This is a genomic window from Gordonia sp. KTR9 (genome assembly GCF_000143885.2).
GTDB lineage: Bacteria > Actinomycetota > Actinomycetes > Mycobacteriales > Mycobacteriaceae > Gordonia.
The window spans coordinates 551478-567950 of record NC_018581.1 but is presented as its reverse complement, the minus strand read 5'-3'; the positions used below and the strand labels follow the sequence as shown (position 1 = coordinate 567950).

13 protein-coding genes, 1 pseudogene and 1 riboswitch are annotated in these 16473 nt (G+C 68.1%); of the genes and pseudogenes, 5 read left to right on the top strand and 9 right to left on the bottom strand.

Going from position 1 to position 16473, the window contains the following annotated elements; translation table 11 throughout:
* Positions 1-48: 48 nt before the first annotated feature.
* Together KTR9_RS03345 and KTR9_RS03340 are read left to right on the top strand one after the other, a co-directional pair.
* The gene (locus KTR9_RS03345; RefSeq protein WP_044505771.1) at positions 49-1593 is read left to right on the top strand and encodes a pyridoxal phosphate-dependent decarboxylase family protein; all 1545 of its coding nucleotides are present in this window, start codon (positions 49-51) and stop codon (positions 1591-1593) included.
* Complete coding sequence (locus tag KTR9_RS03340) at positions 1590-2909, top strand: lysine N(6)-hydroxylase/L-ornithine N(5)-oxygenase family protein (protein ID WP_014925207.1); 1320 nt, start codon at positions 1590-1592, stop codon at positions 2907-2909. Before KTR9_RS03345 ends, KTR9_RS03340 begins: the two co-directional genes overlap by 4 nt.
* 442 nt (positions 2910-3351) lie before the next feature.
* On the opposite strand, the gene KTR9_RS03335 is transcribed toward KTR9_RS03340, so the two are convergent.
* The 6 genes from KTR9_RS03335 to KTR9_RS03310 all read right to left on the bottom strand — a co-directional run bounded on the left by KTR9_RS03335 (position 3352) and on the right by KTR9_RS03310 (position 9539).
* The gene (locus KTR9_RS03335; RefSeq protein WP_014925206.1) at positions 3352-4326 is read right to left on the bottom strand and encodes an ABC transporter substrate-binding protein; all 975 of its coding nucleotides are present in this window, start codon (positions 4324-4326) and stop codon (positions 3352-3354) included.
* 65 nt (positions 4327-4391) lie between these two features.
* The gene (locus KTR9_RS03330) at positions 4392-5249 is read right to left on the bottom strand and encodes a hypothetical protein (protein ID WP_014925205.1); all 858 of its coding nucleotides are present in this window, start codon (positions 5247-5249) and stop codon (positions 4392-4394) included.
* Between the two features lie 108 nt (positions 5250-5357).
* A complete protein-coding gene (locus tag KTR9_RS03325) occupies positions 5358-6665 on the bottom strand; it encodes a wax ester/triacylglycerol synthase domain-containing protein (RefSeq protein WP_044505769.1) in 1308 nt (435 codons plus the stop codon).
* A gap of 39 nt (positions 6666-6704) precedes the next feature.
* Positions 6705-7886 (bottom strand): acyl-CoA dehydrogenase family protein, encoded by a 1182-nt coding sequence (locus KTR9_RS03320; RefSeq protein WP_014925203.1) that lies wholly within the window; start codon positions 7884-7886, stop codon positions 6705-6707.
* A 17-nt stretch (positions 7887-7903) separates the two neighbouring features.
* Positions 7904-8152, bottom strand: coding sequence for an acyl carrier protein (locus KTR9_RS03315; protein WP_010844744.1), 249 nt, complete (start codon positions 8150-8152; stop codon positions 7904-7906).
* Positions 8153-8198: 46 nt separating this feature from the next.
* Complete coding sequence (locus KTR9_RS03310; RefSeq protein WP_014925202.1) at positions 8199-9539, bottom strand: salicylate synthase; 1341 nt, start codon at positions 9537-9539, stop codon at positions 8199-8201.
* A gap of 157 nt (positions 9540-9696) precedes the next feature.
* On the opposite strand from KTR9_RS03310, the gene KTR9_RS03305 reads away from it, so the two are divergent.
* A complete protein-coding gene (locus tag KTR9_RS03305; RefSeq protein WP_044507565.1) occupies positions 9697-11367 on the top strand; it encodes a (2,3-dihydroxybenzoyl)adenylate synthase in 1671 nt (556 codons plus the stop codon).
* Positions 11368-11482: 115 nt separating this feature from the next.
* Here KTR9_RS03305 and KTR9_RS03300 read toward each other — a convergent pair whose 3' ends face one another.
* A complete protein-coding gene (locus KTR9_RS03300; RefSeq protein WP_014925200.1) occupies positions 11483-11830 on the bottom strand; it encodes a GNAT family N-acetyltransferase in 348 nt (115 codons plus the stop codon).
* Between the two features lie 222 nt (positions 11831-12052).
* Positions 12053-12142, top strand: a riboswitch (TPP riboswitch).
* A 7-nt stretch (positions 12143-12149) separates the two neighbouring features.
* Between KTR9_RS03300 and thiC the strand changes: the two are divergent.
* Positions 12150-13839: pseudogene (thiC, locus tag KTR9_RS03295) on the top strand (phosphomethylpyrimidine synthase ThiC).
* Positions 13839-14792 carry a bifunctional hydroxymethylpyrimidine kinase/phosphomethylpyrimidine kinase gene (gene thiD / locus KTR9_RS03290; RefSeq protein ID WP_044505767.1) on the top strand — a complete coding sequence of 318 codons (954 nt, stop codon included), beginning with the start codon at positions 13839-13841 and terminating at the stop codon, positions 14790-14792. The pseudogene thiC and the gene thiD overlap by 1 nt, the downstream one beginning before the upstream one ends.
* Here the strand turns inward: thiD and KTR9_RS03285 are convergent.
* Together KTR9_RS03285 and KTR9_RS03280 are read right to left on the bottom strand one after the other, a co-directional pair.
* Complete coding sequence (locus KTR9_RS03285; protein WP_014925198.1) at positions 14789-15754, bottom strand: TIGR00341 family protein; 966 nt, start codon at positions 15752-15754, stop codon at positions 14789-14791. The genes thiD and KTR9_RS03285 overlap by 4 nt on opposite strands.
* 207 nt (positions 15755-15961) lie before the next feature.
* The gene (locus KTR9_RS03280; RefSeq protein ID WP_014925197.1) at positions 15962-16351 is read right to left on the bottom strand and encodes an SHOCT domain-containing protein; all 390 of its coding nucleotides are present in this window, start codon (positions 16349-16351) and stop codon (positions 15962-15964) included.
* Between the last annotated feature and the right edge of the window lie 122 nt (positions 16352-16473).

The following is a 16473-nucleotide window of genomic DNA, read 5'->3' as shown; positions in this document are numbered from 1 at the left end:
GGCGTGCCGCCGCGCCACCGAGCGCCAGAGTCAACAAGGGGGAACCCAGTGTCCGAAGATCGCCGATCCAGTTGGGGTGTCTCGCGATTCGCCCGTCCCGGCGACGGGTGGGCCGACGTCGGACGCGGCCTGGCCGAGATCGCCGCCGCGGTCAGCGACCACCACCACGGCGCCCCGCTGCCCAGCGGTGATCCCGTCGCGGTGCTGGGCGGGGTGACAGCACTGCTCGGTCCGCACGGAATCCCGGAGAACGGGATCGGCGAATCGGAGGCGCTGACCCGACTCGCTCGCCTGGTGGCCGAGTTCGGCCTCGACCTCACCCACCCGATGGCCGCCGCGCACCTGCAACCCGCTCCCCTGTCGGTGGCGGTCGCCGCCGACGCGCTGGCATCGGCGACCAATGCCTCACTCGACACCTATGATTCGGGTCCGGCCACGCTCGCGCTCGAGACGTGGACCGTGCAGTCCCTGGCGCGTCTGGCCGGTTTCGGTGAACACGCCGGCGGTGTCTTCAGCCCCGGCGGGTCGATCTCGAACCTGCTGGCGCTGATGATCGCGCGCGATCACACTGCCGCACGCCGAGGTGTCGACGTGCGTCACGACGGAGTCGGGGCGTTGCAGCGTCCGGTCGTCTTCTGCTCGCGTGTGGCTCACTTCTCGGTCCACCGTGCTTGTGCGGCACTGGGACTGGGCGAGACCGCGGTGATCCCGGTCGAGGTCGACTCGCAGCACCGGATGATCCCGGAGGCCCTCGAGGCGGCGATCCGGGAGTCCGGCGCGGCCACCCCGCTGGCGATCGTCGCCACCGCGGGCACCACCGACTTCGGCACCGTCGACCCGCTCGGCGAGATCGCCGACATCGCCGAGCGTCACGAGATCTGGTTGCACGTCGACGCCGCCTACGGATTCGGTTCGCTGTTCTCCGATCGCCTCGCCGGTCTGCTCACCGGTGTCGAGCGCGCCGACTCGGTCACCCTGGACCTGCACAAGGTCGGCTGGCAGCCGGCCGCCGCGAGCCTCATGCTCCTGTCCGACGCGGATCGCTTCGTGTCCCTGAACCGGTCGGTGGCCTACCTCAACCCCGACGACGACGTGGAGGCCGGATACAGCGGCCTCCTCGGTCAGACCTTGCAGACGACCCGACGTCCCGATGTTCTCAAGGTCGCGACGACCCTGCTCGCCTACGGGCGCCGCACCCTGGGAGAGATGCTCGACCGGTGCAACGATCTCGCGGTGTACGCCGAGCAGCGAGTCGCCACCGAGCTGCAGCTCGAACTCATCGCGCCGGTCACGCTGACCACCGTCGTGTTCCGCTACCGCTGCACCGATCTCGATACGGTCAACGGGGAACTGCGGCGTCGGCTGATCGCCGACGGCAAGGCCCTCATCGGCCGTACCCAGGTGCGGGTGCCGGGCGAGGACGAGCCGCAGACCTGCCTGAAGCTGACGCTCCTCAACCCGGAGACCGCGGAGAGCGACATCGACGAGCTGTTCGACGAGCTCCTGCGAGTCGCCCTCGAGGTGGAGTCCGAAGGCACCGCCGCGCCCGGCGCGGAAACACACAGTGAAGAAATGGTGAGAGTGTCCGAATGACCCCTGTAGAGAACGTAGACGTACTGGCGATCGGCTGCGGCCCTTTCAATCTGGGTCTCGCCGCGCTGGCCTCGACGCTCGACGACGTGGATCTCCTCGTCGTCGACTCGCGTGACGAGTTCCGCTGGCACCCGGGCCTGATGTTCGACGACGCCACCCTGCAGGTGAGCTTTCTGTCCGACCTGGTGACGCTCGTCGACCCGACCCATCCGCTGTCGTTCCTGAACTACATGGCCGACATCGACCGGATGTACCGGTTCCTGGTGCGCGAGGACTTCTTCCCGACCCGCATCGAGTACGAGGCGTACCTCCTCTGGTGTGTGTCCCGGCTCGACTCGCTGAGATGGAGCACCACGGTCGACGAGGTGACATGGGACGCCGAGGCCGACGCGTTCCGGGTGACCGTGCACACTCCGACGGGCTCCTCGACGGTCATCGCACGCCACGTGGTGGTCGGCATCGGGACCGAACCCTTCGTCCCGCAGGCACTCTCGTCGGATTCGCCGGCGGTGGTCCACAGCTCCGACTACCTGTTCAACCAGGAGAAGGCCCTCGCCGCCGACACCGTGACGGTGATCGGTTCTGGTCAGTCGGGCGCCGAGATCGTCATCGATCTCCTCGAGGCCAACCTGCGCGGGGGACCCGCCGTCCGATGGTGGACGCGCACACCGTGGTTCGCCCCGCTGGACTTCACGAAGCTGTCGCTGGAGATGACCACACCGGCCTACATGGACTACTTCCACAGCCTCCCCGAGGCCGCGCGTGACCGCGTTCGCCCGCAGCACTGGCAGTTCCACAAGGGCATCTCCACCGATTCCCTCGAGCGGCTGCACGACCTGCTGTACCGACGCCAGCTGCAGGACAAGCTCAACCCGGTGCAGCTGCGGATCTCGGTCGAGGTCGAGGGTCTCGACACGCTCGCCGACGGCAGGTTGCGGGTTCGCGGCCGGCACCTCGACACCGGTTCCGAGCTGGCCCACACCACCGACATGGTCATCGCCAGCACGGGCTATCAGGCGCGCAAGGCAGACTTCCTCGCCCCGATCGAGTCTGCGTTGCACCGCGATTCGCGGGGGCGCCTCGTCATCGGCGCCAACCACGAGATCGAGACCGACGATCCCCTGACCAACCGGATCTTCGTCGCCAACGCCGAGGAGCACGCACACGGCGTCTCGGCCCCGAACCTCGACATCGGCGCTGTCCGCAACGCACGCATCCTCAACACCGTGCTGGGCCGCGAGGCCTACCGCCTGCCCAAGCACACCGCGTTCACCAGTTTCGGCGCCTCCGACGACGACGACATCGTCGCGCCCTAGCCCGAGTCCTGCCCCACGGCCGAGACCTGCTGAGCCACTGCTCCCTGAGGTGCGAGGAGCGAAAGCCGCGAGCACCCCTCCGCTCCCTGAGGTGCGAGGAGCGCAAGCGACGAGCCACGAAGGGTTTGGCGACTCATCTCACCAGGACCCTTCGAGGCTCGCTTCGCTCGCACCTCAGGGAGCGGGCGGACTCGCTTCGCTCTGCTCCCTGAGGTGCGAGGAGCGAAAGCCGCGAGCCCCCCTCTGCTCCCTGAGGTGCGAGGAGCGATAGCCGCGAGCCCCCCTCTGCTCCCTGAGGTGCGAGGAGCGATAGCCGCGAGCACCCCTCTGCTCCCTGAGGTGCGAGGAGCGATAGCGACGAGCCACGAAGGGTCCGGTGACCCAGAAAACGAACTCGCCCTCCGCATATCGCGGAGGGCGAGTTCGGATGACACCGCTCGGATCAGCTGGACGCCGCGGCGAAGGACGGCTTGAGCAGGTCGAGCACGTACGGGATCGAGTTCGGCGTCGGTGCGTTCAGACCGGTGATCTGCGACTGGGTCATGAAGGTGACGGCGTTGTCCTTGACCGCCTTCAGGTTCTTGTACCCGGGCAGCGACTTCAGGGTCTCCGCCTGCTCGGGCGTGGCGGTGGCCACGACGAGCACATCGGCGTCGAGCATCGGGATGTTCTCGGTGCTCAGTCCGAAACGCGGCTGGCCGGTCCGCCGGTACTCGGCGACCAGCTTGGGTGCCATCTTCATGCCGAGCGAGGTGAACAGTTTTGCGGCGCCGTCGTTCTCGTCACCGAGGACGGACAGCTGATCGGGGCCGTACATGAAGGCGAAGGCGTAGGTCTTGCCCTTCAGGCCCGGGTACTCCTCGGTCACCGCGGCGATCTTGGCGTTGGTGTCGTCGATGATCGACTTCGCCTTGTCCGGATCGTGCAGCACCGTGCCCATCACGGTGACCATGTCCTGCCAGGGATCGATCTCCTGGTCGCTGATGGCGTTCACCGTCGGCGCCAGCTTGGAGATCTGCTGGAACTCCGGGCTGTCCGACGCGAAGCCCGGCGCGAAGATGAGATCCGGATCGAGCTTGGCGATGGTGGTCGCGTCGTCGCCCTTGGTGGGGTCGATGAACGTGGCGTCGGCCAGTTTCTCGCCGTACCAGGGCTGCATCTCGCCGGTCGCCGACTTCGAGTAGTCGTAGTAGCCGACCGGGGTCTCGCCGAACGACAGCACGACGTCGGTCCACTGGTCGCCCAGCGTGACGATCCGCTCCGGGGTGTCCGGGATCGTGACCTGACGGCCGTCCGGCAGGTTGAGTTGGACGGTGCCGCCGGCGGATTCGTCATCCGAGCTCGAGCAACCGGCCAGCAGGCCCGCGAACAGGAGCGCACTCGCGACGAGTGCACCCAGGCGAAGTCGTGAAGTCACGTGAAGATCCCCCCATTGGGTTGTCGGTGTCGTCCGGCGGACCGGACCGTCGTTCGACGGTGCTGTCAGAGCGAGCAGGGCAGCAGGACGAATCCCGCGATGGCGCAGACGCTTCGGTTGGACAGCTTCCACTTGTTGCCGCTCCACACGAAGGTCATCGAGCGGTTCTGGCTACCGCGGCCGACCACGCTGATCTGGAGCGGTGCGGTCAGGGTCGTGCCACTGACCTGGACGGGTCCGACCATCTGGTAGCTGAGCCCGACGTTGCCGTAGGTCGTGATCGCGCGGGAGACGAGGTCGATCTGGCGAAGCGCACGCTCGCCGCCTTCGAGTTCGGCGGCACGCGCGGCGCGGCTGCCGTTGGCGTTCATGACGATCCGGACCTTGGTGTTGAGCTGGCCCGGGGTGAGCGCAGTCGGCGCGGCGGCGACGGGCTGCTGTGGCGCCACAGTGGTGCCCGGCGCCGGTGCCGGGGCCTGACCCGGTGCCGGTGCGGGTGCGGCGCCCTCGCCGGGCGGACCGACCGGTCCGCCGATCGCGCCGCCACCCTCGGGCACGTTCTCGGTCGGGGCCGCCGCCGGCGCTCCGGCCGGCGCCCCGGCGGGGGCGGGCTGGCCGGGAACGGCACCCGGTTGCTGACCCGCGATGCCCTGCTGCGGGAGCGCGGTCTGCGCGGCACCGAGGTTGACGACGGTCGGCTGCGCGGCGCTCGTGGAGTCACCACGCTCACTCACGACGATGCCCACCACGCCGATCGTGACCACGATCGCGGAGATGATGGCGGCGACGCCTGCCGACGCCAGCACGGTCGGGATGCTGACCCCGCCCGATCGGCGCGAGGACTCCGCGGCCGGCTCGCTGTAGTCGACCCCCGACTGGTAATCGACCCCGGACGGGTCCTGGTAGTTGACGTCGTTGCTCATGTTGATCTTTCTCCGTGTATGTCTTCGCCCCCGCCGAGCCGACGGCCACCCTGTATATTGCAGGCCCCGGACACCGGATTACAAGGCAAGCCTAAGCTCGCCCTCCCGTCAGGTCGACGGGTGGGCCTCCCGAAGCACGTCGTCGAGCGCTGCCACGAACCGATCGGTGTAGCCGGGTAGCGCCTGCGCGTCGGCGACGATGCCGAACGTGGTGGTGTGTCCGAGGATCAATGTGGTCACCGACAACGAGTAGCCCGCCAGCGGCGACAGCGGCGTCAGGGTGACGATCGACTTCCCCAGCACCGACCTGACCCGTGAGAATCCGGGGTTGATGCCGATGTGGATGTCGGGGTGCATGTGTGCCATCGACGCGTTCACGATCGCGCGCTGCAGACCCCACAGCGGAGCGCGCGGCAGATCGTCGGCGGCGGCCAGATACAACTGCGGCTTGCGTTTCGCGATCGTCTCGAGTTCGCTTCGCGCACGCTCGATCTGGCGCGCGAGGTCGGGCTCGTTGCCGTGGAGGTTCAGCAGCGCGACGGACACCGCGTTGCCGGTGTGCCGGAACTCGTCGTCGAGGGTCACGGGCAGCGTCACGCGGATGACGTCGGCCTGCGAGTCCGCCGGCGGGTTGAGGCTGAGTGCTCGGCCGATGGCGGCGAGTAGGAACTCGTGGACCGTCGCGTCGTTGCGCTTGGCCGCCTTGCGCAGGGTCCGGGTCGACGCGGTGTGCAGGGCGTACTCACGCGTGCCCGACTTGGTCAGCGCCGGCCACGCCCGCTTCTTGCCGCCACCCGCTGCATGCTGATCGCCGTAGGCGGCCTTCGCCTCGGCGAGTTCGTCGGGGTCGATGCCGCTGATCCGGAAACGAGGGCTGGTGGCGAATCGCTCGAACTCCGCCAGGTCCTCGGGCTCACCGTCGGCGAGAAGCGCGGCGAACGCCGCTCCCGCTATCCCGTCGGAGACGCTGTGGTGCACTCGCAGCAGCACCCACTGTCCGACGCCCTCGGCACCGGCCGACGGGGTGAACAGCGTGATGTCCCAGAACGGGCGCGGGCGCGGCAGGGGCGACTCCAGGAGCTTCGTCACCCGTCGTCGCAGGTGCGCTCGATCGGTGAACCCGAACTCGGTCACGTGTTCGCCCGCGTCCCAGCTGTCGTCCGCGAGGACCACCTCGGGCTTGCGCCAGCGGCCGTTGCGGATTCCCAGCCGGAAGATCTCGAACAGCCCGGCCCGCTCTCGCACGCGCGCCCGCACCTCGTCGAGGCCGAGCAGGTCGCCGTCCCCCTCGAGCTGCAGGATCATCGACCAGTGCATCGGCGCACTGGCCTTGTCCATGTGCAGGTAGGTGTGATCGGGAGGCGCGAGTTCGGTCACGCGCGCGTCGACCGGTGCCTGACTGGCTGGGCTGTTCATGTGGGGACCGCCTGGGTGGGAGGGATGTCTCGAAGTGCTTCAGGACGCGGGCGAGCGGGCGCCGAGGAGTTCCGAGTCGGCGAACATGGCCTGGTATCGCTCGGTGTCGGGTTTCATCGCCGCGGCGACGAGTTCCCACAGCACCTCGTCGGTGCCGCCGCCGACGCGGGCCAGTTTCATGTCCCGCCACCAACGGCCGATCGGGGTCTCGGTCTCGAGGTAGCCGATCCCGCCGAAGATGTGCAGGCACTCCGACGCGACCTCCTCACCGAGATTGGCGGCCGTCGCCTTCAGCGCCGCGGCGGTGCGCAGGTTGATCTTGCCCTCGGCCGCGACACCGGCGAGCGAGTACCGCAGGACGTCGACCCTGGCCTGCAGATCGGCGACGCGCAGGCGCAGCGCCTGGTGGTCGTAGAGTTTCTTGCCGAACTGGGTGCGATCCATCATCCGCGCGAGCGTCACGCCGATCATCACCTCGCACGCGGCGGCGATCTGGGCGGCCACCGAGTACCGCTCGTGCGCCAGTCCCCAGCTGATGATCGCCAGGCCGGTTCCCGGTCGGGCGATCAGCGCCTCTTCCGGAATCCAGGCGTCGATCGTGACCGGAGCGGTGTCGAGGGGCCCGGCGCCGAGCTTCTGGTACGGCTCGCCGACCGTCACCGACTCGATGGGCACCGCGGCCAGGGCCACGTTGCCACCGACATCAGGACCGTCGTCGGCGCCACGGCAGACCACGAAGACGTGGTCCGCGATCGGTGAGAGCGACACGAACTTCTTGTGTCCGACGACGCGGAAGCCGCCGGTCTCCGGATGGATCCGGGTCTCGGAGTTCTGCAGATCCGAGCCGCCCTGCTCCTCGGAGGCGCCGATACACAGCACGGTCTCGGCGGTCAGCGCACGCTGGGCCAGGTCTTTGAGGTAGTCGTTGCGGCCGAAGCGGCGGAGGATGGCGATGGCGGAGTCGTGCAGGCTGACCCCCACCCCGATCGCCGCGGAACCGAGAGCACCGAGGTGGGCACCGAGCGCGAAGTGGTCGTGCAGGTCGGTGAACTTGCGGTCCTCCCACTTCCGGACGAAGACACCTTCGGCACCGAGATGTTCGAGAAGGGGCCGGGGAAACCGGTGATCCCGTTCGGCCTGCGCCGTCCACGACGTCACCCGATCGTCGAACGCGGCGTCGAGCAGTTCGGCGTACGTCTGCACTGGCGTGTCCACACTCATGTCGGCTCTGCGTCCTCTCAGGCCGGGGTGCCGGCCTTCGACCGGATGAGGTCCTCCAGATCGCCGACGGTCTTGGACTCGAAGAGCTCCCGCTCCGAGAGCTTCACCCCGAGACGTTCCTCGATCGCCACCACGCCGATGGCGAACGCCACCGAGTCCAGCCCCAGGTCGTCGATCAGCTTCGAGTCGCGGCTGACGTCGCCGAGCGCGAGGTCGAGGTCTTCTTCGAGGATGCCGCGCAGGGCTTCGGTGATGTGGTCGGACATGTGGTGACTCCTGAGATGGGGGTGTTCGGTCGAAAGTATCGGGTGATCAGCGCGGGACCACGTACGGGGCGACGCTGCCGAGCTTCTCGCAGGTCTCGGTGAACTCGCGCTCCGGCGTGGACTGCGCGACGATCCCGGCACCAGCACGCAGCCACGCACCGTCTCCAGAGGCGAAGATGGTGCGCAGCGCGAGGGTCGCCTCGAGCTCGCCGGTCGACGCCGCGGTGAGGATCGCGCCGGAGTAGAGACCACGACGACGGGGCTCCAGACGGTCGATCGCCTCCACGGCCGGGGTCTTGGGAATCCCCGAAGCGGTGATCGACGGAAACACGACCTCGAGTGCGCGCCAGGGTGTTTCGTGGTCGAGGAGGGTTCCGCGCACGGTCGATGCCAGGTGCTGGACACTGCCGCGTTCGCGGACCTCCATGAACTCGCTCACCACCGTCGTGCCGGCAACGGCGATCGAGGAGATCTCGTCGAAGCAGGCCCGCACCGACATGGCGTGCTCGGCGATCTCCTTGGCATCGGACAGCAGGTCGGCGCGGGCCGCGGCGTCCTGCTCGGGCGAGATCCCGAAAGCCCTTGTGCCGGCCAGCGGTTCGGTGACCACGGTCCGGTCGTCGTGCACCGCGACGACGAGTTCGGGACTGAACCCGGCGGCCTGCAGGTCGCCGAGCGAGAGCAGGTAACTGCGGGCGGGGTTGTTGTCGGCACGGCCGCGGGCGTAGGTCGCGGGGATGTCCACGTCGAACGGGATGTCGACGGCGCGCGAGAGGATCACCTTCTGGTACCGGCCGGCTTCTATCTCGGCGACAGCGGTCGCCACCCGGCCGCGGTAGTCGTCGGGGTCGGACTGGACATCGACCGGTCGCGACTCCGCCGAAACGGTTGCCTGCGAGGCTATCTCGAGAAGACGGTGGGCGCGGTCGGCGTCGACGGACCCGGTGTCGACTCCGCCGGCATCGACGGTCGCCTCGAACTCGGGGACGATGAGGTGCGCGAGGACGGTGCCCTCGGGGACACGGTCGAGGATGCCGTGGTAGGGCGCGCAGAAGTCGAAACCGACCCAGCCGTAGACGCGCCAGTCCGGAATCGACAGCGACGCGGTGGCGGCGGCGAGCGCGTCGGCCGGGTCGCCGTGCCAGGACGTCGTCGTCCGATCACCCTGGTCGTCGACGATGACCTCGCTCCGCGTGACGACCACCCGAGCACGGACACCGGCCGCGAACGTCCAGCGCCGGTCACGCTCGTAGACGACGTGGTCGCCGAACTCCCCGGAGCCCGCCCAGGCCGCCGTGATCCGTGCGGCATCGGACTCGCTCAGCGGCGAGGCAGGCGCGAGCAGGTCGACGAACTGCGCGGCGTGCGATTCGGTTGTCAGCGACATGTCCTTCGTTCCTCCGGTCGTGATGCACTCGAGCACCGATGATCTTAGGGAATCTTAGGGCAGCCTAATCAAACAACCCCCCGCGGGTCGAGAGCCGGTTCACCGTCCCGTATCGACCGGTAAGGTTACCCTATCCTGGCTGTGTTTGAATGAACTCATGCCGACGCACCTCGACCACGTGCCCGATCTGCTCGACGGTTTCACCCCTTACGCCGACGCCCAGGCACAGAAGTACCGGGATGCGGGTGTCTTCCTCGACCGCCCGCTGTTCGCGGCCCTCGACCTCGCCGCCGAGCGCTCCCCCGATGTTCCCGCGGTGACCGATGCCTCCACCGACGGTCCGCGCACGCTCACCTACGCCGAGTTCCGCGCCGCCACCCTCCGCCGCGCCGCCGGTTTCGTCGACGCCGGTCTGCAGCCGGCCCAACGGGTCGTACTGCAGCTCAACAACTCCCTCGACTTCGCCGTGACGCTGTTCGGCCTGCTGCGCGCAGGCGTCGTGCCGGTGATGACACTGCCCGCGCATCGGATCACCGAGATCGCGCACCTCGCGGCGGGCGCGGGGGCGGTCGCCTACATCGGCGAGGACGGTCGTCGTGGATTCGACTTCCGCGACCTCGCGGCCGAACTGCAGTCGCGGGTACCCGAGGTCGCACAGGTCTTCATCTCCGGCGATCCGGGCCGATTCGCGGCGCTCCCCGACGCCGATCCCGCCACCGTCGGGCTGCCGGCCGACCCCGACCCCGGATTGCCGGCCCTGTTCCTGGTGTCGGGGGGTACCACCGGCCTGCCGAAGCTCATCGCGCGCACGCACGACGATTACGACCTCAACGCGCGCCTGTCGGCTGACGTCGCCGGCCTCACCGCCGACGACACCTACCTCGTCGCGCTGCCCGCCGCACACAACTTCCCCTTGTGCTGCCCCGGGATCCTCGGCGTGTTCGGCGTCGGGGGTCATGTCGTCTTCGCCGACAACCCCAGTCCGGACAACACGTTCGACCTCATCGAACGGCACCGAGTCACCGTGACGGCACTCGTTCCCGCCCTGGCGCAACTCTGGTGCGCGGCAACCGAGTGGGAGCCGGCGGATGTCAGTTCGCTACGCCTGCTGCAGGTGGGTGGCGCCAAACTGGCCCAGCCCGATGCGGTCGCCCTCGACGAGGCCCTCGGCGACGTCGTCCAGCAGGTGTTCGGCATGGCCGAAGGGCTGATCTGCTACACCCGTCCCGGCGAACCGCGCGACCTGGTCCATCAGGTGCAGGGTTCCCCGATGTCGGAACTCGACGAGGTGCGGGTGGTCGACGAAGACGGCGCCGACGTCCCCGACGGCGTCGAAGGGGAACTGCTCGTGCGGGGGCCGTACACGATCCGCGGGTACTACCGCGCCGCGGCGCACAACGAGAAGTCGTTCACGCCGGACGGGTTCTATCGGTCCGGCGACAAGGTCACGAGACTGGCGTCGGGCCACGTCGCCGTGACCGGGCGCATCAAGGACACCATCGTGCGCGCCGGCGAGAACGTCGCCGCGGACGACGTCGAGGAGAACCTCCTCGCGCACGACTCGGTCCGGCAGGTCGCTGTGGTCGGACTCCCCGACGACGCGCTCGGTGAGAAGATCTGCGCCGCCGTGGTGCTCTCACACGAGCACCCGCCGGCCCAGCCGCTCGAACTCGCCACGATCCGGACGTTCCTCACCGGCCGCGGACTCGCGTCGTTCAAGCTGCCGGACGTGATCCGCGTCGTGACCACACTCCCGGTCACCGCGGTCGGCAAGATCGACAAAAAGGTACTTCGCGAGACACTGCTCGCCGGCCCGCCCGCTCTCTGAGGAGCGAGGCGCACGACCCCCCGCCCCCTGAGGAGCGCCCGGAGCTTGCGGAGGGCGCGTCACGAAGGGTCCGGCGACGAGCCACGAAGGACGCAGACGGCCCTCCGACGCTCGATCACACCGGGGCGAGCGTCACGATCCCGGGATGGCTGTCGAGGTAGCGCTTGGTGAACGTGCACACCGGCCGCAGGCGGGCGCCCTGCTCGCGGGCATGGTGCACGACGGTGCGGGTGAGCCGGGTGGCGAGGCCGTGTCCGCTGTACTCGTCGTAGAGCACGGTGTGCAGCACGGTGATCGTGGTCTGACCGTCGACCGTCTCGGTCGAATAGCCGAGCACACCGACCAGGTCACCGGCGACCCAGAGTTCGAATCGGTCGCGGTCGGGGTTGTGCACCACCTGCGAGATCTGTTGCAGGATCGACTTCGCCGACTGTGGTGGTCGCTGACGATGCTTACGTAGCACCCGACCCTCCTCACCTCTTGATCGCGGACATCTGATCACCGACGGGCGACTGCCGCGGCTCGACACCGACACCATCTGTGATCAGGGTCACACGCTACCTTACGGAACCGTAACTGCCGACCCCGATGGCGCTGCCGCCGAAGATCGAGACGGTTCACTCCCGCCCCGGGCCTGGCTCCGGGCGAGTCGAGGTATGGTGACGGGCGCACGACAACTACACACCGCGGGGGCTCTCACGATCACCGAGGGCTGAGATGGCGACGGGCGGTCGCCGACCGCTCGAACCTGTCCGGGTAATGCCGGCGTAGGGAGAACCGCCATGGGCACACGTGTATCCGCCACGCGCACCGACAGCGCACCCGCCGACTCCGGGTTCCTGACCCTCGGTCCCATCGAGGGCAGCACCAAGCACTATCTCTCGGTCCACGACCTGCGTGTACCGCAGCGTCGCATCCACCTCACCAACGGCGAGCATCTGGACGTCTACGACACCTCGGGCCCGTACACCGACCGGTCGGCGCGCATCGACGTCGAGCAGGGCCTCGCACCCACCCGCGACAGCTGGCACCGGCCCGAGCCGATCGACGGCGCGAGCACCCAGCTGGCCTGGGCGCGCGCCGGGATCGTCACCGACGAGATGCGGTTCATCGCCGCCCGGGAGGGCGTCGACGCCGAACTGGTCCGTTCCGAGGTGGCGATCGGACGGGCGGTGATCCCGGCGAACCATCGTCATCCCGAGTCCGAGCCGATGATCATCGGGAAGCGCTTCGCGGTGAAAGTCAATGCGAACATCGGCAATTCGGCGGTCCGCAGCTCGATTTCCGACGAGGTCGAGAAGATGGTGTGGGCGACCCGCTGGGGCGCCGACACGATCATGGACCTCTCGACCGGCGCCGACATCCACACCACCCGAGAGTGGATCATTCGCAACTCGCCCGTCCCCGTCGGGACGGTACCCGTCTATCAGGCGCTCGAGAAGGTCAACGGCGATCCCGCCTCGCTCACGTGGGAGCTGTACCGCGACACCGTGATCGAGCAGGCCGAGCAGGGCGTCGACTACATGACGGTCCATGCCGGAGTCCTGCTGCGCCACGTCCCGCTCACCGCTGAGCGGGTGACCGGAATCGTCTCCCGCGGTGGTTCGATCATGGCCGCCTGGTGCCTGGCGCATCACCGGGAGTCGTTCCTGTACACCCACTTCGACGAGCTGTGCGAGATCTTCCGCCGCTACGACATCACGTTCTCGCTCGGCGACGGCCTACGCCCGGGATCGATCGCCGACGCCAACGACGAGGCGCAGTTCGCCGAGCTCCGCACCCTCGGCGAGCTGACCACGATCGCCAAATCCCATGGCGTGCAGGTCATGATCGAGGGACCAGGGCACGTCCCCATGCACAAGATCGCGGAGAACGTACGCCTCGAGGAAGAGCTGTGCGAGGAGGCGCCGTTCTACACTCTGGGGCCCCTCGCCACCGACATCGCACCCGCATACGACCACATCACCTCGGCGATCGGTGCGGCGATGATCGCCCAGGCCGGCACCGCGATGCTCTGCTACGTGACACCGAAAGAGCATCTCCGGCCTCCCGGACCGCGACGACGTCAAGGTCGGCGTGATCACATACAAGATCGCCGCGCACTCCGCCGACCTCGCCAAGGGGCACCCGCGGGCGCAGGAACGCGACGACGCACTCAGCAAGGCGCGCTTCGAATTCCGCTGGAACGACCAGTTCAACCTCGCCCTCGATCCCGACACCGCCCGCGCCTTCCACGACGAGACACTGCCCGCCGAGCCGGCCAAGACGGCCCACTTCTGTTCCATGTGCGGCCCCAAGTTCTGCTCGATGCGGATCTCGGCGGATGTCCGCGCCTACGCCGAGGAGCACGGTCTCGTGACCACCGAGGACATCGACCGCACGATCGCGGAGGGCATGGCGGCGAAGTCGGCGGAGTTCGCCGAGGCCGGGAGCCGCGTGTATCTACCGCTCGAGACCGCAGGGGGCGCCTGATGGGCACAGTCAACGCAGGACGACGCACAGTCGACGAGAATCGACGCACGGTCGACGGAAATCAGCGCACAGTCGACGAGCAGGCCTTCGTCGGGCTCCCGATCGGCCCGCCCGGGTCTGTTCCGACTCGGGTCCTGACCATCGCCGGTTCGGATTCGGGTGGGGGTGCGGGGATTCAGGCCGACATGCGCACCTTCGCCCTGCTCGGGGTGCACGGGTGCGTCGCGGTGACCGCGGTGACGGTTCAGAACTCGCTGGGCGTCACCGGATTCGAGGAGATCACCCCACAGACCGTGGCGGCGCAGATCGACTCCGTGGTCGGTGACATCGGAGTCGCCGCGGCGAAGACCGGGATGCTCGCGTCGGCGCCGATCATCGAGGCCATCGTCGAGCAGTGTGGCCGGAGCGGCATCGGTCGGGACTCATCCGTCCCGCTGGTGGTCGACCCGGTGTGCGCATCCATGCACGGCAACCAGTTGCTCGCCGACTCGGCACTCGACACGTTGCGTCACAACCTGTTCCCTCTCGCCACCGTGGTGACACCGAATCTGGACGAGGTCCGGTTGATCACCGGGATCGAGGTCACCGATGCGGCTTCCCAGCGCGATGCGGCCCGGGCGCTGCTCGATCTCGGGCCGCGCTGGGCGCTGGTGAAGGGCGGACACCTGCGCGCGTCGGATCAGTCACCGGATCTGCTCTACGACGGCGAGGAGTTCATCGAGCTCAGCCACGAGCGCATCGACACCCCACACGACCACGGCGCCGGCGACACCCTTGCTGCGGCGATCGCGTGCGCACTCGCACACGGTCTTCCGGTCCCCGAGTCGGTCGCCTTCGCCAAGAGTTGGGTGACCCGCTGCCTGGCGGCCGCCTATCCGCTGGGCGCCGGCCACGGCCCGGTCAATCCGTTGTGGCGACTGGGCGTCCGGTCGGAGGACCAGAGGCCGTCCTAGCCGTCCAGTCGCTCACCGACGTCGTGGATGACCACGATGTCGGACTCCCAGGGCAGCAGATCGTGCACGGATTCTTCGAGTTCGGACAGAGGCGGCAGCTTCTCGGGACCGAGCACGGAGATGGTCGCCGTGCCTCCGTGCCAAGTCACCCCGGACACCTCGGCGCCCGGGGTGTCCGCGAGCCACTGCTCCGTGGCGTCGTGGACCTGCCGGACCCACACCGCCGACAGGGAGTTGAGGACCATCGGCACGGTGACGAGGACGAACGCGGCCGAGAGCACCACATACGCTCGCCGTCGTCGACGACGCCCCACGTCCGCCACGTCGTGATACCTGGCGAACACCAGCACGACCGTGCAGGTGATGATCATCGCGATCATGTTGGAGGCGAACAGGATGAACGCGCCGATCGCGAGTGACGGGGCACCCGAGCCGAAGCACACCCCGGTGACCGCCAGCGGCGGCACGAGTGAGATCGCGATGGCCACACCGGGTAGCACATCGCCCAGATCACGGCGGGTCACCGCGATCGAGCCGACCAAGCCGGTGGCCAGAGCAGCGAGAAGATCCATCAGGGTCGGCGACGTCCGCCCGACCACCTGCGAGTTCGCCAGCACCGTGGATGGATTCGGCAAGATTTGAGCGACAACGATGCCGATGACGATCACCATCACCATCCCCGCGCCCACATACAGAAGGCTTGTCAGCGCGAGCCGCCCACGACCCGTGACCACTCCGAGGCCGACGCCCAGGATCGGGGTGGCCAGCGGAGCGACGATCATCGCGCCGATCACCGTCGCGGTCGAGTCCGAGGCGACTCCGGCGGCCGCGATGACACTCGACAGGAACAGCATGAGCCAGAAGGCAGACTGTTTGGCCCGTACGTCTCCGCTGGACAGATCGAGCCGGTCGTCGAGTTCGTCGACGGTGCGTCGCTGATTCTCCGGGATCAGGTCCAGCATCGTCGGTTCACCACCGCCCGCGGCAACAGTTCTCTGATGACCGAACCCATGGGCGCTCCTCGATCGACGGATCGGCAGATGTCGGTGAACCTCGACGACGCTGCGACGTCGGTGGCCGACGCCGCCCGGAAAGCGAACACCGAAAAGGGAAGAGAACGGGCGACGGCGTCTGCAACGCCGCCGCCCGTCACGTCATCTCAGAAGGACTCAGACCGCTGTGCCGAGAGCCTTGCTCTTCAAGTGCTCGAACTCCTGGGGTGTGATCGCACCGGAGTCGAGCAGGTTCTTCGCGTCGGCGATCTGCTGGGTCGGCGTGGCGCCGGCAACGGACCTGATGTACTCGTCGGAGGCCTGCTTCGCCTCGCTGTAGGCCTCACGCTGACGCTCGGCCATTCCCTTGCCCTTGGCCAGCAGGTACACGATCGCGGTGATGTACGGGAAGATGATCAACAAGACCACCCATGCCGCCTTCTGCCAACCCGACGCCGCCTTGTCCCGGAACAGGTCGCTGATGATGTGCCACAGGACGATCAGGTACGCGACGAAGGCGAAGATGACGATCGTGTACCAGATGAAGTCCCAGAATGAATCCCACATCGGGGTGTCTCCCTTGTCTAGAAGAATCTTGTTTCCGCTGAGCAGGTTGCCGATAAGAGCATCGCACAGCGTGATGCCCGCCACCTCGACGAACATGAAAGATGTCCGTGAAATGGTGTGAA

Coding starts and splice junctions, on each gene's coding strand:
- KTR9_RS03340 (WP_014925207.1), top strand. CDS start 1,590: ATGACCCCTGTAGAGAACGTAGACGTACTGGCGATCGGCTGCGGCCCT.
- KTR9_RS03330 (WP_014925205.1), bottom strand. CDS start 5,249: ATGAGCAACGACGTCAACTACCAGGACCCGTCCGGGGTCGATTACCAG.
- KTR9_RS03325 (WP_044505769.1), bottom strand. CDS start 6,665: ATGAACAGCCCAGCCAGTCAGGCACCGGTCGACGCGCGCGTGACCGAA.
- KTR9_RS03320 (WP_014925203.1), bottom strand. CDS start 7,886: ATGAGTGTGGACACGCCAGTGCAGACGTACGCCGAACTGCTCGACGCC.
- KTR9_RS03315 (WP_010844744.1), bottom strand. CDS start 8,152: ATGTCCGACCACATCACCGAAGCCCTGCGCGGCATCCTCGAAGAAGAC.
- KTR9_RS03310 (WP_014925202.1), bottom strand. CDS start 9,539: ATGTCGCTGACAACCGAATCGCACGCCGCGCAGTTCGTCGACCTGCTC.
- KTR9_RS03305 (WP_044507565.1), top strand. CDS start 9,697: ATGCCGACGCACCTCGACCACGTGCCCGATCTGCTCGACGGTTTCACC.
- thiD (WP_044505767.1), top strand. CDS start 13,839: ATGGGCACAGTCAACGCAGGACGACGCACAGTCGACGAGAATCGACGC.
- KTR9_RS03285 (WP_014925198.1), bottom strand. CDS start 15,754: ATGCTGGACCTGATCCCGGAGAATCAGCGACGCACCGTCGACGAACTC.
- KTR9_RS03280 (WP_014925197.1), bottom strand. CDS start 16,351: ATGTGGGATTCATTCTGGGACTTCATCTGGTACACGATCGTCATCTTC.